Annotated in this window: 24 protein-coding genes; 8 read left to right on the forward strand and 16 right to left on the reverse strand. The window is 65.9% G+C overall.

Features of this window, described 5'->3' with window-relative positions; all coding sequences use genetic code 11:
• Nucleotides 1-36: 36 nt before the first annotated feature.
• The 5 genes from CSQ95_RS17165 to CSQ95_RS17185 form a co-directional block, all read right to left on the reverse strand.
• Complete coding sequence (locus CSQ95_RS17165) at nt 37-369, reverse strand: hypothetical protein (protein WP_034751784.1); 333 nt, start codon at nt 367-369, stop codon at nt 37-39.
• Between the two features lie 438 nt (nt 370-807).
• Complete coding sequence (gene mltB, locus CSQ95_RS17170; protein ID WP_099410378.1) at nt 808-1,971, reverse strand: lytic murein transglycosylase B; 1,164 nt, start codon at nt 1,969-1,971, stop codon at nt 808-810.
• The gene (locus CSQ95_RS17175) at nt 1,962-3,983 is read right to left on the reverse strand and encodes a transglutaminaseTgpA domain-containing protein (RefSeq protein ID WP_099410379.1); all 2,022 of its coding nucleotides are present in this window, start codon (nt 3,981-3,983) and stop codon (nt 1,962-1,964) included. The genes mltB and CSQ95_RS17175 overlap by 10 nt, the downstream gene beginning before the upstream one ends.
• Nucleotides 3,980-4,966: a DUF58 domain-containing protein gene (locus CSQ95_RS17180; RefSeq protein WP_099410380.1), complete on the reverse strand. Its 987-nt coding sequence runs from the start codon at nt 4,964-4,966 to the stop codon at nt 3,980-3,982. The genes CSQ95_RS17175 and CSQ95_RS17180 overlap by 4 nt, the downstream gene beginning before the upstream one ends.
• Before the next feature lie 5 nt (nt 4,967-4,971).
• Entirely contained in the window at nt 4,972-5,880 is a 909-nt protein-coding gene (locus CSQ95_RS17185; protein WP_070219410.1) for a MoxR family ATPase, read from the reverse strand.
• 217 nt (nt 5,881-6,097) lie between these two features.
• Here CSQ95_RS17185 and CSQ95_RS17190 point away from each other — a divergent pair, with 217 nt between their 5' ends.
• Nucleotides 6,098-7,024 (forward strand): histone deacetylase family protein, encoded by a 927-nt coding sequence (locus tag CSQ95_RS17190; protein ID WP_070219411.1) that lies wholly within the window; start codon nt 6,098-6,100, stop codon nt 7,022-7,024.
• 12 nt (nt 7,025-7,036) lie between these two features.
• Here CSQ95_RS17190 and CSQ95_RS17195 read toward each other — a convergent pair whose 3' ends face one another.
• Complete coding sequence (locus tag CSQ95_RS17195; protein WP_099410381.1) at nt 7,037-7,363, reverse strand: hypothetical protein; 327 nt, start codon at nt 7,361-7,363, stop codon at nt 7,037-7,039.
• Between the two features lie 158 nt (nt 7,364-7,521).
• The gene (locus CSQ95_RS17200; protein WP_143449994.1) at nt 7,522-8,319 is read right to left on the reverse strand and encodes a hypothetical protein; all 798 of its coding nucleotides are present in this window, start codon (nt 8,317-8,319) and stop codon (nt 7,522-7,524) included.
• A 201-nt stretch (nt 8,320-8,520) separates the two neighbouring features.
• On the opposite strand from CSQ95_RS17200, the gene ylqF reads away from it, so the two are divergent.
• Nucleotides 8,521-9,468, forward strand: a complete 948-nt coding sequence (gene ylqF, locus CSQ95_RS17205; protein WP_071650173.1) for a ribosome biogenesis GTPase YlqF — start codon at nt 8,521-8,523, stop codon at nt 9,466-9,468.
• 198 nt (nt 9,469-9,666) lie between these two features.
• On the opposite strand, the gene CSQ95_RS17210 is transcribed toward ylqF, so the two are convergent.
• Nucleotides 9,667-10,470 (reverse strand): class III extradiol ring-cleavage dioxygenase, encoded by an 804-nt coding sequence (locus CSQ95_RS17210; protein WP_099410382.1) that lies wholly within the window; start codon nt 10,468-10,470, stop codon nt 9,667-9,669.
• A gap of 112 nt (nt 10,471-10,582) precedes the next feature.
• On the opposite strand from CSQ95_RS17210, the gene CSQ95_RS17215 reads away from it, so the two are divergent.
• On the forward strand, nt 10,583-11,473 hold the full coding sequence (locus CSQ95_RS17215) for a LysR family transcriptional regulator (RefSeq protein WP_070289571.1): 891 nt from the start codon (nt 10,583-10,585) through the stop codon (nt 11,471-11,473).
• Here the strand turns inward: CSQ95_RS17215 and CSQ95_RS17220 are convergent, their stop codons facing one another.
• Nucleotides 11,474-12,358 carry a hypothetical protein gene (locus tag CSQ95_RS17220; RefSeq protein ID WP_099410383.1) on the reverse strand — a complete coding sequence of 295 codons (885 nt, stop codon included), beginning with the start codon at nt 12,356-12,358 and terminating at the stop codon, nt 11,474-11,476.
• Nucleotides 12,355-14,607 carry a M1 family metallopeptidase gene (locus CSQ95_RS17225; RefSeq protein ID WP_099410384.1) on the reverse strand — a complete coding sequence of 751 codons (2,253 nt, stop codon included), beginning with the start codon at nt 14,605-14,607 and terminating at the stop codon, nt 12,355-12,357. Before CSQ95_RS17225 ends, CSQ95_RS17220 begins: the two co-directional genes overlap by 4 nt.
• A gap of 224 nt (nt 14,608-14,831) precedes the next feature.
• Here CSQ95_RS17225 and CSQ95_RS17230 point away from each other — a divergent pair, with 224 nt between their 5' ends.
• From CSQ95_RS17230 to CSQ95_RS17250, 5 genes are all read left to right on the forward strand, one after another.
• Nucleotides 14,832-16,367, forward strand: a complete 1,536-nt coding sequence (locus CSQ95_RS17230; protein WP_099410385.1) for a TonB-dependent receptor — start codon at nt 14,832-14,834, stop codon at nt 16,365-16,367.
• A 146-nt stretch (nt 16,368-16,513) separates the two neighbouring features.
• A complete protein-coding gene (locus CSQ95_RS17235; RefSeq protein WP_099410386.1) occupies nt 16,514-17,185 on the forward strand; it encodes a thiol:disulfide interchange protein DsbA/DsbL in 672 nt (223 codons plus the stop codon).
• Between the two features lie 14 nt (nt 17,186-17,199).
• Nucleotides 17,200-17,424, forward strand: coding sequence for a hypothetical protein (locus CSQ95_RS17240; RefSeq protein ID WP_099410387.1), 225 nt, complete (start codon nt 17,200-17,202; stop codon nt 17,422-17,424).
• 81 nt (nt 17,425-17,505) lie between these two features.
• The gene (locus CSQ95_RS17245; RefSeq protein WP_099410388.1) at nt 17,506-18,252 is read left to right on the forward strand and encodes an SDR family oxidoreductase; all 747 of its coding nucleotides are present in this window, start codon (nt 17,506-17,508) and stop codon (nt 18,250-18,252) included.
• A gap of 135 nt (nt 18,253-18,387) precedes the next feature.
• Nucleotides 18,388-18,918 carry an ester cyclase gene (locus tag CSQ95_RS17250; RefSeq protein ID WP_070224635.1) on the forward strand — a complete coding sequence of 177 codons (531 nt, stop codon included), beginning with the start codon at nt 18,388-18,390 and terminating at the stop codon, nt 18,916-18,918.
• Between the two features lie 9 nt (nt 18,919-18,927).
• Here the strand turns inward: CSQ95_RS17250 and CSQ95_RS17255 are convergent, their stop codons facing one another.
• From CSQ95_RS17255 to CSQ95_RS17280, 6 genes are all read right to left on the reverse strand, one after another.
• Complete coding sequence (locus CSQ95_RS17255) at nt 18,928-19,839, reverse strand: LysR family transcriptional regulator (RefSeq protein ID WP_257218091.1); 912 nt, start codon at nt 19,837-19,839, stop codon at nt 18,928-18,930.
• Complete coding sequence (locus CSQ95_RS17260; RefSeq protein WP_099410389.1) at nt 19,836-20,732, reverse strand: efflux RND transporter periplasmic adaptor subunit; 897 nt, start codon at nt 20,730-20,732, stop codon at nt 19,836-19,838. The genes CSQ95_RS17255 and CSQ95_RS17260 overlap by 4 nt, the downstream gene beginning before the upstream one ends.
• 38 nt (nt 20,733-20,770) lie before the next feature.
• Entirely contained in the window at nt 20,771-20,971 is a 201-nt protein-coding gene (locus tag CSQ95_RS17265) for a DUF1656 domain-containing protein (RefSeq protein WP_070224633.1), read from the reverse strand.
• On the reverse strand, nt 20,961-23,111 hold the full coding sequence (locus tag CSQ95_RS17270) for an FUSC family protein (RefSeq protein ID WP_257218092.1): 2,151 nt from the start codon (nt 23,109-23,111) through the stop codon (nt 20,961-20,963). The genes CSQ95_RS17265 and CSQ95_RS17270 overlap by 11 nt, the downstream gene beginning before the upstream one ends.
• A 10-nt stretch (nt 23,112-23,121) precedes the next feature.
• Nucleotides 23,122-23,628: a MarR family winged helix-turn-helix transcriptional regulator gene (locus CSQ95_RS17275; protein WP_070224646.1), complete on the reverse strand. Its 507-nt coding sequence runs from the start codon at nt 23,626-23,628 to the stop codon at nt 23,122-23,124.
• 73 nt (nt 23,629-23,701) lie between these two features.
• A complete protein-coding gene (locus tag CSQ95_RS17280; protein ID WP_099410390.1) occupies nt 23,702-25,114 on the reverse strand; it encodes an efflux transporter outer membrane subunit in 1,413 nt (470 codons plus the stop codon).
• Nucleotides 25,115-25,221 lie beyond the last annotated feature (107 nt).

Below are 25,221 nucleotides of genomic sequence, written 5' to 3' on the forward strand. Positions count from 1 at the left end.
CCATGGCGGGGAGGGAAAACCTGCGAACTGGCAGGATCAGCCTTGTGGCGTTTCGCCTTCTTTTGGCTTGAATTGTTTGTCGCTGATGCGGAATTTGTTACGACGGTCACCCATCAGGTAACGCAGGTCGCGGATGCTCAGGTCGCTGACTTCGTGCATGCGGATCAGCAGCGATGCGCCGACCGGCAGGCGGTGGTGGCGAATTTTACTGATGACCGGTGGCGCCACTTCCAGCGCGCGGGACAAGGCTGCGTCGTTTTTCAGGCGCAGGTTTTCGATCAGGGTATCGAGCAGTCTGTTTGGGTTGTACTGAAGCAGATCGTCGGAGTCCGAATCGCTGTTCATATCAATGCCGACTTGGTTTGTCATGATGTTATTGTTCCTTCTGTAGTTGCACTGCAAAGTAAAAAACACTCGGAGCTCGCTCTTGCTGCGTTCATGTTCATTCTTTACTAAAAGGAACGAATTCACACACGGTACGATCCGGGATACAGTTTTTCATGATATATACACAATTGTACAACAGGATTCAATTTCAGGCGGGAAAGCCCGCTAATCTTGCTTTGTACAGAACCGGTGTTGTCTAGCTGCAACACCTATTTATTCTTTATTATGCTCTATGATAGAACAAAAATTGTACTTTGACAAAAGTTAAGTATAAAACCACTACTGCATCCCGTGCCGCACAAAGGCTGGCGAGCAAGGCTGGCACATGTTATCGGCCCCACCATAGACCTGTTTGCCGGTCGCTTCAACATCGCTTACGCTTTCTTACAAGTAATATTATAACTTTACACTGACTTTCGGTTAGTGTGCGCGCACTTGAGTGATGGCCTTGCCCAGGTCAATCACTGACATGGCATAAAAATAACTTCTGTTGTACTGAGTTATAGCAAAGAAGTTATTGGTTGCCAAGTGATACTCAGTTGCTTCTGAACCATTTTGTAAATCGATCAAGCCAAACAACATGTTCTGGGGCGTGGACGGGGCGGCGCTCACGCCGGCTTCCTGCAATTCCCCCAGCCGGTATTTGGCTTGCAAGCCCTGGCCGACGAACTTTTCCCACGTGCGGCTGGCCGACACGGTGACGGGATACGTGCTGATGGCCGGGTCGTCGCGCCGCCAGCCATGTTCGACGAGGAAATGCGCGACGCTGCCGATGGCGTCGGCCGTGGAATTACGCAGGTCGATATGGCCATCGCCATCGAAGTCCACCGCATATTTCATGATGCTGCTGGGCATGAATTGAGGCAGGCCGATGGCGCCCGCATACGAGCCGAGCAGGGTCAAGGGATCGATGCCATCCTTGCGCGCGTACAGCAGCGCGCTTTCCAGTTCTCCCTTGAAAAATTCCATGCGCGCGGCGCGGGTCGGGCTGTCCGGATAGGAAAATGCCAGGGTCGTCAGCGCGTCGAGCACGCGGAAACGGCCCGTATTGCGTCCGTACACGGTTTCCACGCCGATGATGCCGACGATGATCTCGGCCGGCACGCCATATTCGCGCTCGGCGCGCCCCAGCGCTTCCGCATTCTCTTCCCAGAATTTCACGCCCGCATTGATGCGCACCGGCTCGATGAAGCGGGCGCTGTACGCTTGCCAGTTCTTCGGCTTGCCGGGCGGCGCCGGCTTCATCAGCTGCACGGTCGACTCGACATAGCGCACCTTGCCGATCAGGGTATCGAGCCCGGCGCGGTCAAAGCCATGCTTGGCGGACATGTCGTCGAGGAAGGCGCGTACTTCTTTCCAGTTGGCATAGTCGACAAACTCGCCTTCGAAGTCGAATTTTGCCGGTGCTTTCTTGGCTGTCGCCTTGGCGGGCGGGGCCTTGGCCGCGCGCACGGCGCGGGCGCGGTCGGCAGCGGAAATATGGCTGTTTTCGCCAGCGTGCGCGGTCGTCAGGCACAGGGGAAGGGAGAGGAGCAGGGACAGGGCGGAGGTTTTGATCGGTAACAAGGAGCGTCTCATCGGCATTGGGTTAACAGGCGGCGCAAGCTGCGCCGCGCGCGGAGTTGTTCGTCTGGGTGGGCATTACCATACTTCATCGCGGCATAGATTGCCAGAAACTGTGCGATGGCGGCATGCGCCTCTTGTGTGGCCTTGCCTGCGGCCAACCGTGCAGCATAACCGTGCGGACCTTCATGCGGCGCACGGCTGTAGCCGCGCCGCGCCTGCTGGCGGCAAAATTGTGCATACAGGGCGTCGAGCGGATCGCCTTGCCGCGCCTGCCGCCACCAGACCAGTCCACCGGCCACGGCGGACAGCACGGCCAGCACGGCGCAAGCGCATGCCAGCTGCTTCGCTGGCAAGTTTTTCAAGTGATCGAGCATGGCGCGCTGGCGTTGCGGCGTGGTGTCGAGTACCCAGCTGCTCCAGGCGTGCTCGGCCTGCTGCCATTGCTGGCGCCAGGCGGCAAGCGCCCCGTGCGCGCCGCCGTCGAGGCCGGCCAGAGCGCGCCACGCCGTCAGCGGCGACGGGGCCGGCGGCAGGGCGGCGTCGAGGTTGCGCTCCGTGCGCAGGGGCGCGACGGCGCCGGTGGGATCGATGCGCACCCAGCCCCGGCCCGCCAGCCACACTTCGCTCCACGCATGGGCGTCGGACTGGCGCACCGTCAGGCTGGCGCCGTCACTGTTGCGTGAGCCGCCCTGGTAACCGGTGACGACGCGCGCGGGGATGCCCATGGCGCGCATCAGCACGACAAAGCTGCCCGCGTAATGTTCGCAAAAACCCGCCTGCGTGCGAAACAGGAAGTCGTCGACGCCATGCTTGCCCAGCAGCGGCGGCTGCAGGGTGTAGCGGAAGGGCGCGCGGCGAAAGTGCTCGAGCACGGCGGCGACGGCGTCGGCGGGCGCCAGCGCGTGCGCGCCATGGCCGCGCAGGGCACGGGCCCAGGCCACGCTGCGCGGATTGCTGCCAGCGGGCAAGGCCAGCCATGGCTGTTGCTGCGCGGCCGACAAGCCGGCCTGCAGCCGGTAGCGCGCTTGGGAACTGGCGCGGTAACGCACGGTCGAAGTAATGGGCTGTATGGTCAGCACTTCCAGCGCCGAAGACACGACATACGGGTTGCCGGGCAAGCGTTCGATGCTGCGCGGCACGTCAAGCGCGAAGATGCGCCGCTGGCCGCTCGCCTGCAAGGTCACTTCGTATTGGCTGGGCTGGCCTTCCAGCGCGATGTCGATGCGGCTGTCGCTGGCAGGCGCGCGCCCCTTCGCCCCCCTGCGCGTCCAGGTGGCGCCGTCGAAGTCGCCCAGCACCACGCCGCGCCAATACAGCTGGTCTTGCGGCGGGATCGGCGTGCTGAAACGGGCCGTGAAGACAGGGTCGCTTGACAGGGCCAGCGAGGCGATGGCGCCCGGCTGCATGCTGTCGGACAAGCCCGTGCGTGCCTGCGCGTCTTCTGGTGCGGCGCCCCACAGGGGGCCGTCGACGCGTGGCACGGCAAGAAACATGACGGCCGACAGGGGGACGGCCAGTGCCAGCATGCGTCCCAGCAAATTTAACCGTTGCGCCAGGCGGGGCTGCACGGCGCCGTACTGTGCCGACAGCAGGGCGGCCAGCAGGACGATGACGGTGGCCAGCATCCAGGCAGCGCTGAGGATGCCTTGCGTATGGAAAAAGTTCGCCAGCAGAAGGAAAAAACTGAGGAAGACGAAGACGAAGATGTCGCGCCGGCCATGCATTTCCAGCGATTTCAAGGCCAGCAGCAGGGCCAGCATGGTCACGCCGGGATCGCGTCCCAGCACGGTGCCATAGCTGGCGTAGACGCCGGCAATGCCGAGCAGGGCCAGCGGCGCAAGCAGGGTTAGCTGCGGCTGGCGCCTGCCCCGCACGGTAATGACGGCGCGCCACAGCAGCAGGGCGGCGCTTGCCATCGACAGCCATGGGGGCAGGTGCAGCGCGTGCGGAGCCAGCACCATGGCGGCCGCCAGCAACAGCAGCACAATGTCGGCTTTCTCGCGCGGCAAGCTGTTGAACCAGCGGATCATGGTGACTCCTTGCTGGGAGGTAAGTCGTGCAGGGCCAGTGCGCGCAAACAGGCGTCGCGGTGGCTGGCGCCCAGGGCCGGCGCCAAGGTCAGCGCGCCCAGGCGCAAGCCATATGGCAGGCCCTTGCGTTCCGCCTGCAGCACCCAGGCGGCCAGGCGCGACAGGCGCGCTTCCGGCGCCAGCGCGTGCAGCGAGGCGTGCTCGAACACGATGCTGCCATGGGCTGCGCCTGCGGGAGCGCCGGCGGCAGGCTGGAATTGCTTGCTGAATACGTGCTCGCCGTCGTGGCGGGCGATCTGGCGCCAGGCCAGGCGGTGCAAAGGGTCGCCGGGCCGGTAGGCGCGCACGCCGGCCAGTTCCAGGGTGCCATCGGGCGAGTCTGGCTGCCATGCCTGCTTTGCCGGCCGCACCGTGAAGGCAGGCAAGGGCAGCGGCGGCGCGCCCTGTTCTGGCTGCGGATACACGAGCACGCGCGCGTCGGGCTGCCAGTGGCACCATGCCACAAACAGGCCCAGCGGAAAACTGCCGGACAGGCGCACGGAGGGCGCATCGAGCCAGCCGCGTTGCCGCGCCGTTACGACGATGCTGACGGCCGTTTCCCCGTGGGCGGCGATATCGGCCAGGCTGGGCGCTGCCTCTACACCGCTGATGGCAAGGTGGATCGCATGGCGCGGGCGCGCGCTGCGGTTGATCAGGCGCAAGGTGCACAAGGCGTGGCTGCCCGCGAACACGGGGCTGCCCGGCGTGGCGGCCAGCGCCAGGCCCGCCAGGTTGCGGCTGGCAAACAGCATGTCGGCGATGGCGCAGGCGGCGGCGAAATACGTGAGCGCATAACCGAGGCCCAGGCGGTAATTGACGGCGGCGATCCACAGCGCCAGCAGCAGCGCGGCAAACGCCAGGCCCGCGCGCGAAGGGCGGATGTGCACGCGCTGCGCGCCCAGCCAGGGACGCGCCGGCAGCCAAGAGATATTGCGCCAGCGCATGCCGCTCAGACGGGAATGCTCAACAGCATGTGCTGCAGCAGCGCGCGGCTATCCAGCGAGCCTTGCGCCGCATGCAGGCGGTGGGCGCAGACGGGCAGCAGCACGGCTTGCACATCGTCGGGCGTGACGTGGTCGCGTCCGGCCAGCGCGGCCCAGGCGCGCGCCGCCTGCAGCAGCGCCAATGCGGCGCGTGGGCTCAGGCCATCGGCAAACACGCCCGGCGCGCGCGTGGCATGCACGAGGGCCAGCACGTAGTCGACGACGGCGGCCGAGGCGTGGATGGCGCGCAGGCCCGCTTGCGCCTGCAGCAATTCTTCCGCGTTCATGACGGCAGGCAAGGTGTGCAGCATGGCGCGGCGGTCGGCGCCCAGCAGCAGCGCCCGTTCGGCGGCCGCATCGGGGTAGCCCAGGGTGACGCACATGAGAAAACGGTCGAGCTGCGATTCGGGCAGGGGGAAGGTGCCCAGCTGGTGCGCGCAGTTCTGCGTGGCAATGACGAAAAACGGCTGCGGCAGCGCATGCGTGACGCCGTCGAGCGTCACTTGCCGCTCTTCCATCGCTTCGAGCAGGCCCGATTGCGTCTTCGGCGTGGCGCGGTTGATCTCGTCGGCCAGCAGCACTTGTGTGAACAGGGGGCCGGGATGAAAGAGGAAGCTGCCGCTGCCCCGGTCATACACGCTCATGCCGGCCACATCGGCGGGCAGCAGGTCGCTGGTGAATTGCTGGCGCTTCCATTGCAGGCCCAGCGAGATGGCCAGCGCGTGGGCCAGGGTTGTCTTGCCCACGCCGGGCACGTCTTCGATCAGCAGGTGGCCGCCGGCCAGCACGCAGGCGAGGGCCTGGCGGATCTGCAAGTGTTTGCCGACGAGAACTTCGCCGATCTGCTGTGCGGCCTGGTGTATTTTCGAAAACATGCTATTTCTATCACAGTAAGTCGGATTATTTAATTTACAATCGCTTTGGCCAGGTCAAGTCGTGCCGCCCGCCCGTTGCGCGCACGTGGTAGATTAGAGAGGCAGCGACGGCGGCACAGACCAGCCAGTGATTTTATGCGAGAACGCGCAGGGCGAACAGGAATGCCATGCAGTGTTCCCGGAGAATGGACAGAGACAGAGGTAACCAGTACAGCGCATGAGCACAGCCATTTATACCCATCCCGATTGCCAGCGCCATGAAATGGGCGACTGGCACCCAGAATCACCGGCCCGCTTGCAGGCCATCAACGATCAATTGATCCTTGCGCACATCAGCGACCTGGTCGAGCATCGTGACGGCGTGCGCGCGCAATTGTCCGATATCGAGCGCAACCACAGTGCCACGGCCATCGGCCTGGTGCGCGACAATGTGCCGCAGGAGGGCGACTACTATCCGCTCGACGGCGACACCCTGCTCAATGCGCACAGCTATGAGGCGGCACTGGCTGCGGCCGGCTCGGCCGTGGCAGCCACGGATGCCGTCATCGATGGCGAGATCAGCAACGCCTTCTGCGCGATCCGCCCGCCCGGCCACCATGCGCGGCCCAGCGAACCGATGGGTTTCTGCCTGTTCAATAATGTCGCCATCGCCGCCAAGCATGCGCTCGACGTGCGTGGCCTCGAGCGCGTTGCCATCGTCGACTTCGACGTGCACCATGGCAATGGCACGGCCGAGTCCGTGGCGCACGACCCGCGCATCCTGATGGTGAGTTTTTTCCAGCACCCGTTCTATCCGTACAGCGATGTGGAATCCTACACCGACACGCGCGTCAACGTGCCCGTGCCGGCCCGCTCGAAGGGCGACGCCGTGCGCCAGCTGGTGCTCGACCACTGGCTGCCGGCGCTGCACCGGCAACAGCCTCAGATGATTTTCATTTCCGCCGGTTTCGATGCCCACCGCGAAGACGACGTGGGCGGCATGGGCCTGGTGGAGGCCGACTACACATGGATGACGCAGCAGATGATGGCCGTGGCCCATCAGTATGGCAAGGGCCGCATCGTCAGCTGTCTCGAAGGGGGCTACAACCTGTCGTCCCTGGGCCGCAGCGTGGCGGCGCACGTGAAGGCGCTGGCGGAACTGTAACGGCGCAGCGCACTACAGCAAGGTGGGACGGCGGCTGGAATGCGTGTGGCGGTGGGTCTGATAGTCGAGCGCGTCGCCGGCCATGAAGCGGCGCCATGCTTGCGTGTAGACGAGCGATGATTTATCCGCATCGAAGCTGTCAAGCTGCAACATGTCGCGGTGGTGCTTGATTTCATTGACCAGTTGGTCATACAGCATTTGCAAGCCATAACTGTCGGCGCTCTGACGTTTCAAGCGCTCCTCGAGCTGCGCCACCTGCCCCTGCAGCTGCCGGCATTCCTTCTTCCAGTCATTGCGCGGCACGCGCTTGAGCGCCATGCCAGTGTGTTCCATCATCATATCGAGCTATCCCATCGCCTGTCTCCGTGCGCCTGTGCCAGCCAGTCCGGAAAACATTGCTTTTCATTTAAGAGGCGATATTAGAGCATACTTTTTTGTTTCTTTCAGTAAATATAAAAGTCCTTGTAGAAATATTTGACCCGGTTCCCGCGCGCGTATCACTGGCGCAGCGCCGCCTTCTTGGGTGGTGCCGGGGCGGCTTCCGCCATGTTGCCGTCATCGGCATACGTGAGGGTCAGCAGGGTATTGTCGTCCCAGCTCACGTCATGCAGCGGCGGCACGTAGCGCTGGCGGTCTTCCGTGATGCGGATGTCCAGCGTGCGCTCGCCCGAGCGCGCCTGCACGGCAAGCAGCTTGCGGAATACGGGAAAGGGCACGTGGATCAGCGACGAGTGGCAAGGTCCGCCCGCCAGACGGAACAGGTTGCGCCGCACAAACGGCAGGTCATCCTGCTCGACGGCCCAGCGGATTTCGCATTCCAGGCGCAAGTCGCCCAGGCGGCGCACGTTCTGGGGCAGGCCGGGCGTGTGAATGTCGGCGCGCCAGCGCACGGTGTCGCGCTTCTTGTTGCTGACCAGGTCGGCATTTGCATCGTAGGCGGTCTTGTCGCGCGTCAAGGTGAAACCGCCGTCCGCTGCCAGCGGCACGGGGATGGACAGATTGTCGGCCGACAGGTGCAGGGTCACGCCTTCGAGCCTGGCCTTCGGCGTGGCGGGGATCAGCATGAAGCGCAGCGGCGCGCCTGGCGCCAGGCGCTGGTAGTCGGCGTACGCATCGAGTCCCTTGAGCATGGTGCGGTAGGGGCGCAGGTCGGGATCGCGCGTGCCTTGCACGTCGACAATCTGTTGTATTTCCTGGTTCGCTGCGTCGCCTGGCGCCGCCGCTTGTTCCTGGGCCATGGCGGGCAGCAGACAGGCGCAAAGGGGGACGAGGAGGAAAAAACGGGGAAGATGCATGGAATGCGTGCCAGGTTGTACTTGCAATGTGGAAACCGGCCAGGCTGGACGGACTGCGGATCTTATCATTCGTGTAACTGCCAAATTATCACCAATTGTCTCGTTCGCGTCGCACGGCTGGCGCTGGCGGCGGAAAATGGGACGTCGCGGCGGCAACCACGTAAAATAGCGGATTGACCGAACGATTTTGAAAGCAAGAGCATGGCGATACAATGGTACCCAGGACACATGAACGCGGCCCGCAAGAAAGCGGCCGAAACCATGGAAAACACCGATCTGGTGATTGAAGTGGTGGACGCGCGCCTGCCGGCAGCCAGCTGCAATCCCATGGTGGACGAGCTGCGCCTGTTCCGCCAGCGCCCTTGCCTGAAAATCCTCAACAAGACAGACCTGGCCGACCCTGCCGCCACCGCCGCCTGGGTGGCCTATTTCAATGCCCAGGAAGGCGTGACCGCGTATGCGATGACGACCAAGAAGCCGGGCGATGTGGCGCGCATTCCTGACCTGGCCAAGTCGCTGGCGCCGCACCGCGGCGTGCCGACCAAGCCGCTGCGCATCATGATCATGGGTATTCCCAACGTGGGCAAGTCGACGCTGATGAACGCGCTGCTGAAAAAGCGCGTGGCCAAGGTGGGCGACGAGCCGGCCGTGACGAAAATGCAGCAAAAGCTGTACCTGGACAAGAACACCATTCTCGTCGACACGCCAGGCATGCTGTGGCCGAAGATCGCCATCCCCAGCGACGGCCTGATGCTGGCGGCCAGCCACGCCATCGGCTCGAACGCGCTGATCGAAGAGGAAGTGGCCGTGTTCCTGGCCGAGGAATTGCTCAAGCGCTACCCGGACTTGCTGGCAACCCGCTACGGCACCAAGATCGGCGAAGTCGACGCCATCGGCGTGGTCGAAGGCATCGCCGCCAAGCGCGGCTTCCGCATCAAGGGCGGCGACTACGATTTCGAGAAAGCGTCGCATACCCTGCTGCTCGACTACCGCAGCGGCATCCTGGGCCGCATCTCGCTGGAAACGCCGGACACGCGCGCGGCCCTGATGGCCCAGCATGCGGCCGAGATGGCGGAAAAAGCGGCGAAGGCGGCGGAAATTGCCGCTGAAAAGGCGAAAAATGCGGCGCGGGGCAAGCGCGGCACGTAATTCACGGCCGCCAATTCACCCCAAAGCAAATTCTGGGGTCAGACCCCCGGTGACGTAGGCGTCGAACCTGCCGTTGGCGGTGTTGCGGGACTCGGCGTCCCCGTCTGACCCCGGCTTCCGGTGTCTCCGTCTGAACCCAGCTCTTACAAAAAGCGCCGCGACATTGCTGTCGCGGCGCTTTTTTTCTGTGCTGGCGGATTATCCGAACCTGAAACTGGTCACGGCCAGCGCCCCAAAGAAATCCTCTTCGTGGTAGACGACGTGCGCCGCTTCCTGCTCGGCCGCGCCGAGCGCCACCATCAGTGGCAGCAGATGGTCTTCTTGCGGGTGGGCCTGGCGCGCGCCCGGGGCCCGGTCCCAGGCCAGCAACTGTTGCAGCCGTTGTGCCGGCGGCAAGGCCATCGTCTGTCGCAGCCAGGCGTCGAACTGGTGCGAGGCGACGGCGCCCGCCTGGCCGAACTGGCGCAGGTTGTGATAACTGAGGCCACTGCCCAGTATCAGTACGCCCTGCCGGCGCAGGCCGGCCAGCGCGCGGCCCACTTCGACGTGCGTGAGCGGGTCGTAGCCGTGCTTGAGCGACAGTTGCACCAGCGGCACGTCCGCCTGCGGGTAGATGGGGAACAGGGCGCTGAAGGTGCCGTGGTCGAAGCCGCGCTCGTGGTCCAGGCGCGCCGGGTGGCCAGCCGCATCGAGCAACTGTTTTACCTGCGCCGCCAGCTCCGGCGCGCCAGGCGCCGGGTACTGGATTTGATAGGTGTGCGGCGGAAAGCCCGAATAATCGTAGATCATGCCCGGCTTGGGGCTGGCCGAGACGAGAAATTGCGGCCCTTCCCAGTGCGCCGTGACCACCAGCACGGCTTTCGGACGCGCGCCGATCTGGCGCGGGATATCCTGTAACGATGCTTCCAGCACGTCGTAGCGGCCGCCGAACTGCTCCTTCATGAAGGGCCACGGGCCACCGCCGTGCGACAGGAAGTAGGTGGGGAAGGTGTGCTCTTGCATGGCGGCTCCGGAGTGGAATGACTGATGCTATCGATGATAGTCATGCGCGGTCAGTTGATCAAGATCGCTATTATTGATATATCATTTCCATTTTGTTGATGATTGGGCAGTCATGGATACCTTGCGCAGCATGCGCGTGTTTCGCGCCGTGGTGGAACTGGACAGTTTCGTGCGGGCCAGCGAGCGCCTCGATCTGTCGCCGGCCATGGTCAGCAAGCACGTGATGCACCTGGAACGCCACCTGGGCGCGCGCCTGCTGAACCGCAGCAGCCGCCACCTGAGCCTGACGGAAATCGGCAAGGTGTATTTTGAACAGTGCCGCGACATGCTCGACAACCTCGACGAAGTGGAAGCGACGGTAGGCCGCACGACGGTGGTGCCGCGCGGCATGCTGCGCCTGAGTGCCCCTGTCTGGTTCGCCAACGCCATCTTTACGCGCACCCTGGTGGCTTACCGCGAGCGCTTCCCGGAAGTCACGTTCGACATCGATTTGAGCGGGAGAGTGGTCAACCTGGTGGAAGAAGGTTTCGACCTGGCCCTGCGCGTGAGCCAGGCGCCGTCGCCGGCCCTGATCGCGCGGCCCATCGGCAGCATTGCCTTTCACCTGGTGGCCGCGCCCGCCTACCTGGCGCGCGCGGGCCGGCCGCAGCTGCCGCAAGACCTCACGCAGCACGCCATGATCAGCTATTCCTTGTTGGCGAACGGCAATGAGCTGGCCTTCGACGGGCCGCAGGGACGCGAGACGGTGAAGTTTACGCCCGTGCTGCAATGCAATAACGAAAGCCTGCTGCACGCGGCCGCGCTCGACGGCATGGGCATCGCCCTGCTGCCGTCGTGGCAAACGGATGACGACCTGGCGGCGGGGCGGCTGGTGCGCCTCTTCGACGATTTCAAGCTGGCGGGCGGCAAGGTGTACGCCGTCTATACGAGCCGCCGCTACCTATCCTCGAAGGTGCGCACCTTCATCGACTTCCTCGCCGATGAAGGGCGCCTGGGGGCCTGACTAGGCGATTGAACGCCTGACGTCGATCAGCGCGAACAGGCGCGCGCTGCGCATCCACGCCAGCGTCAGCGCCGCCAGCTGCGTCGCCAGCAAGCCGGCCGCGATGGCCAGCGGACCGGGGCCGGCCAGGTTCAGCCGGGCCACGCCCAGCAGCGCATACAGGGCCAGTCCCAGCACGGTGATGACGAGGTAGATGGCCAGGCAGGCCAGCGGACGCTGGCGCAGCATGCCCAGACCCCGCCACCAGGCCTTGACGGCCGACGTGCGGCGCCGGTCGACGGCCAGCGCCGCGCGGCCCGCGTCGAGCGTGGCGCAGGCCAGCAGGAACAGCACGCCCGCGAGCAGCAAGGCCAGGTGACGGGCCAGGTCGGCGTCGGCTTCCAGGATGGCTGTCGCCGCATGCTTGTTGGCCAGTTTCAGTGCGGCGGCGCCGATCGCCAGTGCCACGCCCAGCGGCACGATGCTCCACAACAGCATGCGCAGCATGCGGCCGTATTCGCTGAAGGCGCCCGTCAGCAGGGCACCGAAGCCGGGCGGCGCGAGGGCGCGCGCGGCCGTCACCACCAGGCCGCTCAGCAGCGGCGACAGCAGCAGGGTCAGGGCGATGGCGGCGATGACGGCCTGGCTGATGGCGGCCCCGTTGCGGCTGGCATTGGCGGCCAGGTCGGCCACCGTCATCAGGTCGAGCCGCTGTGCCAGCGCTGCCGCATGCACGGCCTGATCGAGGCTGGCGCTCAAGGTGCGCCAGACGGGAATGACGGCAACGATGGTCGGGATCAGCAGCAGGCCGGCCCACAGCAGCAGCAAGCGCCATTGCAGGGCGGCGCGGCTGGCGCGCGTGGTCAGGGTCAGGCCGCTGGCCCGTGTGGTGGAAGTGGCGCTCATACGATGGCGATCAGGCAAAGGAGGTATTGGAAGGCGGCGGCGATGTCGAGGCTCCAGCGCCGCGCGGCGGACGTGTCGGCTTTCAGGGTGCGGCTGTCATCGAGCTTGTTGACGTCGAGGTAGTGCACGCGGTCGGGATCGAGTTCGGCAGAGACGGCCTTCACGGGCTTGCTCCAGGTGTAGCGCTGCCACAGCTGCCCGTTGTCCCACACCATGCGTTCGGAACTGCCGTCGGCGAATTTCACCAGCAGCACCTGCGGCACGGGCGCGCCGCGGCGGCGCAGCACCACGCTGGTCAGATAGGGATAGGGCCCGGTGCCGGGCTTGGCGTCCGGGTGCGCCTTGTCCCATGCTGCGCGCACCTTGTCCTCTTCTTTTTCCAGCGCCTCGGGCGTGCGTTCCACGCGCTTGCCGTTCACCAGCGCCAGGCCGGCCAGCGGCGTCTGCTCTTCGCTGGTGAAGCTGCCGATGCGGTCGTCGATATTCGCGCTGGCATGGACTTGCTGCGCGAAGACCTGTTCCACGATGCGCCGCTGGCCCGTCGCTTCGGCCAGCGCTTCGCGCAGGTCGGCCACGCTGGGGTGGCGGAATTTCCATTGTTCGTAATAGGCCTTGAAGCCCCGCTCCATGGCCTCGCTGCCGATGCGCGCTTCCAGGTCGCGCAGGGTGACGGCCGTGCGGCTGTAGACGGGCCCTACGCCCTGCAGGCGGTCCCACGCATTCTGGCCCAGCGGGTCGGCCGCATCCTGGCGCGGCGCGGCCATGCGTTCGGCCTCGAAGACCTTGAAGGCGGGAGCGAAGCCCAGGCGCTTGAGCAGGGGCGTGGTGGCGTGGATGTCCTGGCCGCGCGCGCGCAGCATGCGCTGGTCCCAGTACTCGTTCAAGCCTTCGTCGAGGATCGGTTCCTCGAATTCGTTCGAGGCCAGGATGCCGTAAAAATATCCATGGCCGAATTCGTGGATGGTGACGAAGTCGAGGCCGAATCCGGCGAGGGTCTTCGGCTGCAGGCTGGCGAAGCTCGAGGCCGTGATGAAGGTCGGGTATTCCATGCCGCCCGCTTCGGCCGCATTGAACGGCGGGATCACCACCGTCAGGGTCTTGTACGGATACGTGCCCAGGGTACGCGAGAAATATGTCAGCGAGTCTTTCGCCGCCTGCAGCGCGGGGGCCGCGTTCGACGCATACTCGGGCGGGTACAGCACCTTGATGGCCACGGGCGGGCTGCCAGGGGCGCTCCAGCTGCCCGTCAATGGCGCTGCGCTGCGCTTGTCGGCCGTCCAGGCGAAATCGTGCACGTCGCCCTGCACATAGTGGTGCGTGAGCATGCCGTTTTTCTCCTGCGGCGCGCCCTGCAATTCACCGGTGGCGCCCACCGTGTACTCCCTGGGCACGGTCAGCTTCACGTCGTAGCGGCCGAAGTCGGCGTAGAACTCCGAATTGAGGTGAAATTCATGCGCGTTCCAGCGCGGCGCGGTGGCGCCCCGTTCGCCGGGCAGTTCCAGCACGGCGATCTTCGGGAACCACTGGCCCACCAGGTGGAAGCTGCCGAAATAGCCGGTGCGCGCGATGACGCGCGGCAGCTGGTCGAAGAAGCGCATGTCGAGCGTCGTCTCGGCGCCCGGCGCGACGGCCTGCGGCAAGTCGACGCGCACCACGGTGCGGTCGGTGGCCGGGCCGTTGTCGGGCTGGACGAAATGCCAGGGCGCCGTGGCGCCGTTCTGCGTCATGCTGCGCAGTTCCATGTAGCCCCACTCGCCGTCGCGCGTGCCGACGCCCGAGCGAAAGCCCGTATCGAACTTGCGCTTCTCGGTAAAGAAGGTCGAATGCTCGCCCTCGAAGGCGTTCAGGTACAGGTGCAGGTACACGCTGCTGACGGCTTGCGCGCTGCGGTTGCGCCAGCGCAGTTTCTGCCGGCCGTCTATCGTGTGCTTGACGGGATCGAGCGTCGCTTCGATCTGGTAGTCGACCACGCGGTCCGACAGGGTCGCTTGCGCGCCCGTGTGCGCGCCGCCCCAGGCGTTGCTGGCGCTGGGCGTGGTGACGGCGGCCGCATGCGGCGAGGCGAGGGCGATGCCGTCGGCCGACGGCGCCGGCGGCATGGGTGCGCTGGCCGGCTTGCCCTGGTCCGGCTGGGCGAACAGCTCGGCCTGCAGGGCCAGGCCGGCCAGCAGCAGGGCGGCGATGGCAAGGGCTTTGAGCTTGCCTGCGAGGGGGACAATGCGGCGGCGCGGCGTGCTACGACTTTCCATGCGTGACTCCCACAGTGACTTGTTGATTTTCAAATGCAGTCGGCTGCGCCCAGGATCGCCGGGCGCTCGTTAATATACCTATAAAAATTACAAATAAGCAATGGATTATGCTGGCGAGCCCAGCTCGCTGTTGCGGCGCCGCGCGCCGTGCGTATAATGATTCGCTTTTGCCATCCTCCTACTACCGTGCGTTCGCGCCCAGGTAGCGCACCCAGCTTTCCGCCATGATGCCTGCCCCTTCCGCCCTGACCATCGCCGCGCGCATCTTGCTGTTGTGCACCCTGGCCATGCCGGCGCGCGCACAGGACGGCGCGGATGGTGGCGCGGACGGCGTCACGCACGGCGACTTGTCCGCCGAACTGGCGCAGGGCGGCCAGCACAGCATGCGCGGCGCCCTGTCGCGCGACCAGGGCGGCATGTCGCTCGACGTGGCCATCGACGGGCTGCGTAACGGCAATTACCGCGATGGCAGCGTGTTTCACCAGCGCGGCTTCAACGGCGGCGCGGAATGGAAGCTGCGCCAGGGCCGCTTCGGCTTCAGCGCCGACCAGCTGAAGCAGGACACCCGCTATCCCGCGCCCGAAGCACCGTTCCTGTCCTTGCTGGCGGCCCGCCCGGAAGACCTGTACCGCTATGAGGTGCGGCGCGCCAGCGCCTTCGTGCAGCGCTATGTGGGCAGTTTCGAGCTGGGCGTGGAAATGTCGCAGCGGGAAAAGCGCGCCACGGCCCACTATGCGGGCGAGGACGGTAGCACCGAATCGACGTACAGCAGCCGCCGCCGTCAGCTGGCGCCGCGCCTGCGCCATTACGGCAAGGTGGCTGGCGTGGGCACGGACACGGAAGTGGGCCTGGACCTGATGCAGTGGCAGCGGCGCTCGGGCCGCGCGGGCGATGCGCAGCGCCGCCAGTATTCGCGCGCGCTGCTGCTGCGCGAAGAGCTGGCCTTCGGCGGCGCATATGCGCCGCGACTGCTGCTGGGACTGCGGCATGAACAGTTCCAGCTCGACCCGGCCGACATGCCCGCCGGCGGCAGCGACTGGGAAAACCAGAATGCGTGGGACTTGCAGGGCAGCCTGCAGCTGCGCCCGCAGCTGAGCGTGTACGCCAGGGCCGCGCGCAGCTACCGCATCGATGACGATGGCTATACCCGCGCCGGCTACCGTCCCCTGGCGGGGCAGCTGCGGCGCGAAATGGAAGTGGGCGCCACCTACGGCGACGCGGCGCGCAGCGCTTCCGTGCGCGTGTTCAGCGAGCGCCTGAGCAACCAGATCGTCTTCGACCAGAACCTGGGCCAGCTGGGCTTTGCGGGCAACCTCGACCCCTCGCGCCGCGCAGGCATCGCCATCGAGGCCGGCATGGCGCTGGCGCGCGACTGGCGCCTCGACGCTCAGCTGCGCCAAGTGCATGCGCGCTATGACGATTACGCCTATGACGGCCCGGACATCGCGCTCGTGCCGAAAACCCTGGCGAGCCTGCGCCTGTACTGGACGGGGCAGGGCGGCGCCAGTGCCGACGTAGGCGTGCAATGGCTGCGCGCCCTGCGCTACGGCCCCGATTTCGCCGGCAGCTGCCTGGCGCAAGTGCCTGCGTTTGCCACCGTGGACGGGCGTTACGTGCGCAAGCTGGGCGCGTGGGAGCTGGAGCTGGCCGGCAGCAACCTGGCCAACCGCCGCCATTACGGCGATGCGCCGGGCTGCCGCTCCAGCATTTACCTCAATGATGCGCGCCAGTTGCGCGTGGCCGCGCGCTACCATTTCTGAGGCAGCGGCACGGCGGCGCTTAAGAGCGGCTTAATCGGGCGCAAACGGAGCGCGCAAAAGCGCCTTTTTTCCGCCCGGGGTTCATCGCCCGGCGCAAAAAGTGGTAATCTCGCCCCGTTCACGACCACTTATGATGAAGGATTATTATGCGTTTTCTGCGTTTCTTGCGTCCCCTGCTTGCCGCCGTCACCCTGGTGGCGGCCACCGGCGGCGCCATGGCGGCCGATACCGGCTTTACCACGCTCCCGACGCCAGTGCGCACGGACACGGGCAAGAAGGTGGAAGTGGTCGAGTACTTCATGTACTCGTGCCCGCATTGTTACGCGCTCGATCCGCTGATGCACGACTGGGTCAAGAAGCAGGGCGACAAGATCGCCTTCCGCCGCATCCACCTGGCCTTCTCGGGTCCGAAGGATCCGCAGGCGCACGCCTACGCCACCCTGGAAGCGATGGGCCAGCTGGACCAGTTCCACGACAAGATCTTCCGCGCCATCCACGTCGAGCGCAATCGTCTGAACCGCGATGACGCCATCCTCGACCTGCTGGTCAAGAACGGCATCGACAAGGCGAAATACCTGGAGATGTTCAACTCGTTCGGCGTGCAGACCAAGCTGAAACGCAATGAACAATTGATCGCCGCCAGCAAGATCGACAGCGCGCCGACCATCGTCATCGATGGCCGCTTCGTGACGTCGCCGGCGCAGTTGTCGCGTCCTGGCCAGTCCGAGCCGCAAACCCAGGCGGCGACCCTGCGCGTGATGGATGAACTGGTGGCGCGCGTCCTGAAAGAGCGCGCTCCCGCGCCAGCGAAGAAGTAACACTGGAGAAAACCATGAAACAGCTGCCCTGGACCTTGTGCGTGCTGGCCCTCGCCCTCGTGGCGTGGTTGTCGATTGCCATCGTCAACGTGGAAAACCAGCGCAATGCGCTGGCCAGCAAGGCTTGCGTGGACCCCGCTTTCAAGAACGAGGTCGATGCGAAATGCCTGTCCAGCGTGCAGACGCGCGAACACTGGTGGCAGCACCTGACTTACGCCATGACGCACTTCCGAAATTGAATGCGCCTGCCAGAAAAACCCGCCTTGCGCGGGTTTTTTTTCGTCCGCGTATGATGATGTGACAACCACCAAGGAGGGACAATGAAGGAAGTGATCCTGATTACGGGCAGCAGCCGCGGCATCGGCGCGGCGACGGCGCTGCTGGCGGCGCGCCAGGGCTATGCCGTCTGCATCAACTATGTGCGCGATGCGCAGGCGGCCGGGGAACTGTGCGCGCGAATCGCGGCCGAGGGCGGCGAGGCCATCGCCGTGCAGGCCGACGTCAGCGACGAGGCGGACGTGGCGCGCCTGTTCGATGAAGTCGATGCGCGCCTGGGCACGCTCACGGCGCTGGTCAACAACGTGGGCGTGCTGGAGCAGAAATGCCGGCTGGCCGACATGTCCGTGCAGCGCCTCGAACGCGTGCTGCGCACCAACGTGATCAGTTACTTCCTGTGCTGCCAGCAGGCCGTGCGGCGCATGTCGACGGCGAATGGCGGGCAGGGCGGACGCATCGTGAATGTCTCGTCGGTGGCCGCGCGCATCGGCTCCCCGGGCGAATACATCGATTACGCGGCCTCGAAAGGCGCCGTCGATACCCTGACCCTGGGGCTGGCGAAGGAAGTGGCGGCCGAAGGCATCCGCGTCAACGGCGTGCGGCCCGGCATCATCTACACGGACATCCACGCTTCGGGCGGCGAACCGGGACGGGTGGCGCGCCTGGCATCGGGCGTGCCCATGCAGCGCGGCGGCCAGCCGGAAGAAATCGCCGACGCCATCCTGTACCTGCTGGGGCCGGGGGCCAGCTATGTGACGGGCAGTATCCTCGACGTGGCGGGCGGGCGCTGATTTTCAACGCATTTTCAACTTATTTTCAACCCTTGCAAGCAATTGCTTCAAGTGCGGGGCCAATTATCAAGCAGGGCAAGCGAGTTCAGAATGACGGTGTGCCATTGCACGCCGATCAACTCATTTGGAACCACCATGTCCGCTTTTGCTCCCGCCATCCTGGCCCTGTCCCTGCTGGCCGCCGCGCCGGCCCATTCCGCCATCAATCTGCCCCTGCCCGCCCACTTGTCCGGCGCGAAAGCCGACGCCGCGGTGGCGCTGGCCGCGCGCCGCTATGCCGCGTTCTGGGAAAGCGGCGACCCGGCCCTGGCGCGCCTGGCGCTGGCCGACGATTTTACGGACCGTACCTTGCCTGCCGGCCGCCCGCAGGGATTGGCCGGCCCGCTGCAGGCGTCGCAGGCGTTCCACGCGGCCGTGCCGGACTTGAAGGTGGCCATCGAGGAGATGCTGGTGGCGGGCGACCGGGTGACTTTGCGCCTGCATTTCACGGGCCGCTTCACGGGTGTCTTCCCCACGCCGCAGGGACCCTTGCAGGGGCAGGGACAAGCCGTCGATTTCCATGCGTTTGATCTGTACCGTGTCAATGCGCAAGGGCGCATCAGCGACAACTGGCACCTGGAAGACAACCTGACCCTGCTGCGCCAGCTGGGCGTGCTGCCGCAGTAAGGGCGGCCGTCAGGCTTGCAGCGCGGCGAACTGCTGCACGAGGAAGTCGGCCAGCAGCGCGACGCGCGGCGGCTGGAAGCGGCTGCGCCGGTACAGCAGGTTCAGGGGGACGCTGTCGGCAAAATAATCGTCGAGCACCGTCTGCAAGCGCCCCGCGCGCAGGTCGTCGCCGATGTCGAGCAGCGATTTGTAGGCGTAGCCATGGCCGGCCACGGCCCAGCGGCGGATGATTTCGCCGTCGTTGCTGTGCCAGTCCCCCGGCAGGCGCAGGCTGTGGCGCTTGCCGTTTTCGCGGTAGCGCCATTCCTGCGGCGCGCCGTCGCCTGCCGTGAGCACGAGCGTCGGCAGCTGTGCCAGGTCGCGCGGCGCGGCCGGCACGCCCACCTTGGCGGCCAGCGCGGGCGCCACACACACGACGCGCCGGCCCCGGTGCAGCAGGCGCGCCACCATGTCGCTGTCGGGCAGCTCGCCGTAGCGGATGGCCAGGTCGATATCGTCCTGCACCAGATTGGCCGTCATGTCCGTCAGGGTCAGCGCATGGCGCAGCTGCGGGTGCAGCGCGGCAAAGCGGTCGAGCATGGGCAGCAGCAGCTGGCGGCCGATGTCGGACGGCGCCGAGATTCGTACCATGCCGCGCACGGCGCCGCCGCCCGCGTGCAAGCCGTCTTCGGCCTGCGCCAGCAAGTCCAGCGCCTGTTCGCTGTACTGGCGGTAGTGCAAACCTTCTTCCGTCAGGCGCAGCTGGCGTGTGGTGCGCTCGAACAGGGTGGCGCCCAGCGCCGTTTCCAGGCGCGCGATGGCGGCGCTGGCGGCGGCCGGCGACAGGCCGTGCTTGCGGCCGGCGGCGGAAAAGCTGCCCAGCACCGCAGCGTCGAGGAACAGGGCGATTTCCGCCAGGCGCCCGGCGCCGCCGCGCATCATGCGGGGTGCGCCGCCGCCGGTTTCGGCGCCGGTGCCGAATGGGGCGTGATCACCACGGTGCAGGTGGTGCCGGCTACCAGCAATTGCCCCTTCGGCTGCTCGTCGATGTGGATGCGCACGGGCACGCGCTGCGCCAGGCGCACCCAGTTGAAGGTGGGATTGACGTCGGCCAGCAGTTCGCGGCCCGTGGCGGCGTCGCGGTCGGTAATGCCGCGCGCGATGCTCTCGATGTGGCCGTGCAGGGTGCCGCCGCTCATCAAATTCATTTCCGCCTTGTCGTCCTGCGCCAGCATGCTTAGCTTGGTCTCTTCGAAGTAGCCGACGACGTAGTACGAGGCGCTGTCGATGACGGCCAGCTTGGGCGCGCCGACGGCGGCAAAATCGCCCTTGTGCACGTTCAGGTTCGTCACGTAGCCGCTGACGGGGGCGCGCACGGTGGTGCGTTCCAGGTTCAGTTGGGCCAGCGCGCGCGCGGCCACGGCGGCCTGCACTTGCGACGAGGCCGAGCTGGCGGCGTAGGCCGCGCTTTCGCGGCTTTCCGTCGAGATGATGCTGGCGTCGAGGCCTGCGCGGCGCTGCGCTTCCTTGCCGCGGCGGCCCATTTCCGTTTTTTGTGTGGCCAGCACGGCGTCGGCCTGGGCCAGCGCGCTGGTGTAGCGTTCCTTGTCGACGACGAACAGCACGTCGCCTTTTTGCACCACCTGGTTGTCGCGCACCAGCACGTCCGTGACGGTGCCGGCCACGTCGGCGCTGATGTTGACGATGTCGGCCTTGATGCGCCCGTCGCGCGTCCATGGCGACTCCATGTAGCGGTCCCAGACGGTCTTGCCTATCCACAGGGCTGCGGCCAATAGCAGCAGGGTGATTGCATAGCGGGTCAGTTTGCTTACCATGTCGGCAGCCTTTCCTTGATCAGGTTGAACAGTTTTTTTTATTTGTAAAGCGATAGAGCCAGCGCGCCGAAGATGGCGATGAAGATGCACAGCCGCGCCAGCGACGGGTGCCACACCATGCGGTACACGCCCAGCCAGCCCAGCACGCGGTCGAGCAGGGTTTGCAGTCCGATGCTGAGGATGAACAGGGGCAGCAGGGTAGGAATCAGAATTCCGAACAGGGCGAATTCACGCGGCATGGTGGTCTCCGGCGCCAGGCGCCATATGGTCGAGTAATGAGGTGTAGATCGAATGCAGGTCGGCCAAGGCCGTCTGCAACCGTGCGCTGCGTTCGGCTGTCGCTTCCGCTTCCGCTTCCGCTTGCGCCGCGCGCACCACGGCGCCCGCCTGCAGGGTGGCGGCCAGCGCCGCCTGCAGTTGCGCATCGCCGCGCGTGCGCAGCCAGGCGGCGATGCCGTCCACGCACTGCTGCAGCGCATGGCGCGTGGCGCCCGGGCGGGCGGTCGCGATCAGTTCGCGCAATTCGATCACGGAATGGCCGATTTCCAGCAGGGTCAGGGCCTGGCGCACGACGGCGCGCGTGGCCTCGCCCGGCGCCGGCCCGGCCGCCGCATTGAGCTGGCTGAGCAGGTCGCGCACGCGGTTGTCGAAGCGATGCTTGACCCGGCGCGCCGGCGCCGTGCACGCCTGCAGCGCTTCGCGCCACAGGGCCGGGCCGATATGGTCCTTGTGGCCCATCGTGTGCTCGGGCAGCAGCACGGCAAACACGAGGGCGGCCAGCATCAGGCCGACGATCAGCGCCATGCCCGTGTTCAAAAAGGCCGCGCCGTCGACGTGCATCAGATTCGTCGGCGCCATCTGCGTGATGAAGGTGGACACGCCCAGGCCCACGCCCAGCTTGGCCGGATTCGTCATCAGGTACAGGCCGAGGGCGAGGAAGGGCGCAAAACTGAGCACCAGCATGGGGAAGCCGTCGCCGTGCACCAGCACGAAATACACGCAGACGAGCGACAGGGGCATGGCGATCAAAAAGCCCGTCAGCACTTGCCGGATCATCATGATGGGGCGCGGCGAGGAAGAGGCCAGCGCGCAGAACACGGCCGCCATCAACATCGCCGTGCTGGCGTAGGGCCAGGCGAGGAAGTAGGCGCCCAGCGCCAGCAGGGCCAGGCTGATGCCGGCGCGCGCGCCGCTGGCGAGCACCAGCGCGGGCGGCGTCTTCGGCGCATATGCCTGCGGCGTGCTCACGTCGAGCGGCGTGTCGTGCACGAGACTGAAATACACTTCGTGAAAGCGGCTCATGTCGCGCGCGAAGCGCTCGAGCAGCTCGCACACGGTGTCGAAGTCGATGCGCTGCGCATGCACGATGGCCGCGCCGTCGATGTCCGCGCGCGCCTGCGCCAGCGCCGCCTGCAAATGCCGCTGCATGGTGTCGAGCGAGTCTTGCGAAGGCGTCGTTTGCAGCGCCTCGGCGACGATGGCGTACAGGGGCGCGCACGCCTGCATGACCTGGGTTTCGCCATCGCGCTGCAGGCGGTCGAACAGGCGGTGGAAGGTGTAGAAGGTGGTCAGCGCCGTCATGAAGGTGGCGTTGAAGGCGTGCAGCTTGCGGTTTTGCGCGCGCACGTGGCTCACTTTGCTGGTCACTTCGAACAGCGCGGCCGAGCGGCCCAGTTCCAGCGCCGCCACGTCGGCGGCGAACTGCAGATGCGTCAGTTCCACCTGCGCCGGCGTGAGCTTTTGCTGCAGCACGTCATGGCAGAAGGCGAGGAATTTGCCGTAGCGCGCCTGCACCGTGCGCATCACCTGCGTGCCCTGGTGGCGCGGCAGCAGCACGCTGGAGACGGCGGCCGAGCAGATGATGCCCAGGCTCACTTCAGCCACGCGCGTGACGGCCAGCGAGAATACCTGCATCGGCTGTTCGATGGCGGGCAGCACGATCATGCAGGCCGTGTAGCCGGCCAGCACGTACACGTAGGACTGGGCGTTGCGGTGCAGGGCCGAGCCGCTCGTGCACAGGCCCACCCACAGGGCCAGGCCGGCGAACAGCAGCACGGGCTGCTGCGGGAACAGGCCGATCAGGGTCAGCGCGGCCGTGCAGCCCAGCAGGGTGCCGCACAGGCGGTAAAAGCTTTTTTCCAGCACCATGCCGCTGCTGGGCAGGGCCAGGATGATGGTGGTGGTCATCGCCGTGCTCGGCGAATCGAGGCCCAGGCGGTAGGCCAGCCACAGCGCGCAGAACGATGCGATGAGGTTCTTGCCGACGTAGATCCAGCGTTCGCCTTCCGTCGCGCGCCAGTCCTGCAGCGCCTGCGCCAGCCAGTGGGCCGCCCGGTTCAGGGGGCCATATGTGGGTTTTGTTGCTGTGGCTGGCGTCATCGATAGGCTATCAGTTCTGGTTGTTGAGATTGTTGAGGTTGCGCAGCTGGCGCATGTACAGCTTGTCGAGCACTTGCAGCTCTTCTTCCGTGAACCCGTCGTACAGGGCCGAGGTTTCCTGGTACACGTCGGGCAGCGCCGTTTCGATCAGCGCGCGGCCCTTGTCGGTCAGCGAGATCATCACGGAGCGGCGGTCGCCGGGGCGCGTGCCGCGGTGGATCAGGCCGCGCGTTTCCAGGTCGTTGCACACGCGCGTCAGGTTGGCCGGCTTTTCATGGCACGCCATGCCCAGGGTGCAGGCGTTCGAGGTTTCGTCGTCCGTGCCGTACAGCACGGCCAGCACCATGTAGCTGGCATCGACCAGGTCGTGCTTTTTCAGCGCCGCGTTGGTCAGGTCCTTCATGCCTTTTTGGATGTGGTACGTCATGCGCAGCAGGCGCATCAGTTCCATGGGGAAGCCTGGCATGCGCGTGCGGATGTTTTGCAGCCGCTTGGAGGTGGCGTCAAAAGCGGTCATGTCATATTCCTTCATGTGTGAATAAAGTTCCGATTGTATCTTGTTGGGCTAGGGCAATGCCAGGATTGCAAGCTTAGATGCCGCCTCCTAATGCATTCATCAAGGAAACGTACAGATCGAGCTCGCGCGCCCCATTTTGCGCCTGCTGCTGTTCTTCCGCCAGCAGCGCCACTTGCGTGTTGAGCATGGCGATGGCGTCGCTCATGCCCGCCTTGTACGCTTTTTCCGCCAGGTCGCGCGCGCGCTGCGCCGTGGCCAGCGCCTGCACGGTCAGCTGATGCTGTTTGGCCAGCGACTGTGCGCGGGTGACGGCGTTGGCCACATCCGACATGGCATTGATGACGGTGGCGTTGTACTGCTCCACTGCACCGTCGTACACGGCCGTCTGGCTGCCCAGCTGGGCGCGCAGGCGGGCGCCGGCAAAGATGGGCAGGCTCAGCGCGGGAGAGGCGCCGCGGATCTCCGAGTTGGCGTCGAGAAAGTGGCTGAAGCCGAAGGCCTGGAAGCCGGCGAACGCCACCAGGTTGACGTTCGGGTAGAACTCGGCCTTGGCCGCGTCGATGCGCTGCGCCGCCGCTTCGACTCGCCAGCGCTGGGCGGCGATGTCGGGGCGGCGGCCGATCAGGTCGGCGGGCAGGGCGGCGGGAATGGCCAGCGGCTGGTCCAGGCGCAGCACGGGGCGCGTGAGCGCCGCGCCAGCCGCCGGACCCTTGCCCTCCAGGGCCGCCAGCTGGTTACGCAGCAGGGCCAGCGATTCGGCCGACTGCTCCAGCTGGCGGCGGCCGGCCGGCAAGGTGGTTTCGATCTGCGCCACGTCAATGTCCGTGCCGATGCCGGCTTGCTTGCGCTGGCGCGTGATGTCGAGGATGCGGGCGCGCTGCGCCAGGCTGCGTTCGATCACGTCCTGCAGCTGGAATTCGTATGACAGCTGGATGTAGGTGCGCACCAGCGCCGTTTCCAGGGCCAGGCGGGCCATCTGCGATTCGGCCGACGCCATCTGCACGTCGCCCAGGGCGGCGGACAGGGCGGCGCGGTTGCGGCCCCACAGGTCCAGGTCGTACGAGGCCGTGACGGTGGCCTGGTTGCGCCACGCGTAGTTGCCGGCCAGCGGCGCCGGCGTGCTGCCGTGCTGCGAATACAGTTCGCGGTTGATGGAGACGTTCGCGTCCGCCTGCGGCCGGGTCTTGTCTTCCGCCGCGCCGGCCAGCGCCTCGGCCTGGCGCACGCGCGCCTGGGCGCCGCGCAGGGTGGGACTGTCGGCCAGCGCCTGCTCCATCAAACGGTTCAATTGAGGGTCGTGCAAGTCTTGCCACCATTGCGTGCGCGGCCATTGTATGGCGGCGCTGGCGGCGGCATCCATGGCCTGGCTCGCCTGCAGTTTGTTGGCGTCCAGCATGGCCGATTGCGGCGCGATATGGCCCATGTCGGCGCAAGCGCTCAAGGCAAGGATCAGGCTGGCGGCAAGCAAACGGCGGTGCAGGGACATGCAGGGACTCCGGGAGAGGTGGTGTTGGGGGTGCTGCTGGGGTATCACAGCTCGCCGCGGGGAGCTTCGGGAGTGGCCCGAGTGCTGCGCCGCAACTGAGTTGTTAC

It is taken from the genome of Janthinobacterium sp. BJB304, assembly GCF_002735765.1.
Taxonomy (GTDB): domain Bacteria; phylum Pseudomonadota; class Gammaproteobacteria; order Burkholderiales; family Burkholderiaceae_D; genus Janthinobacterium.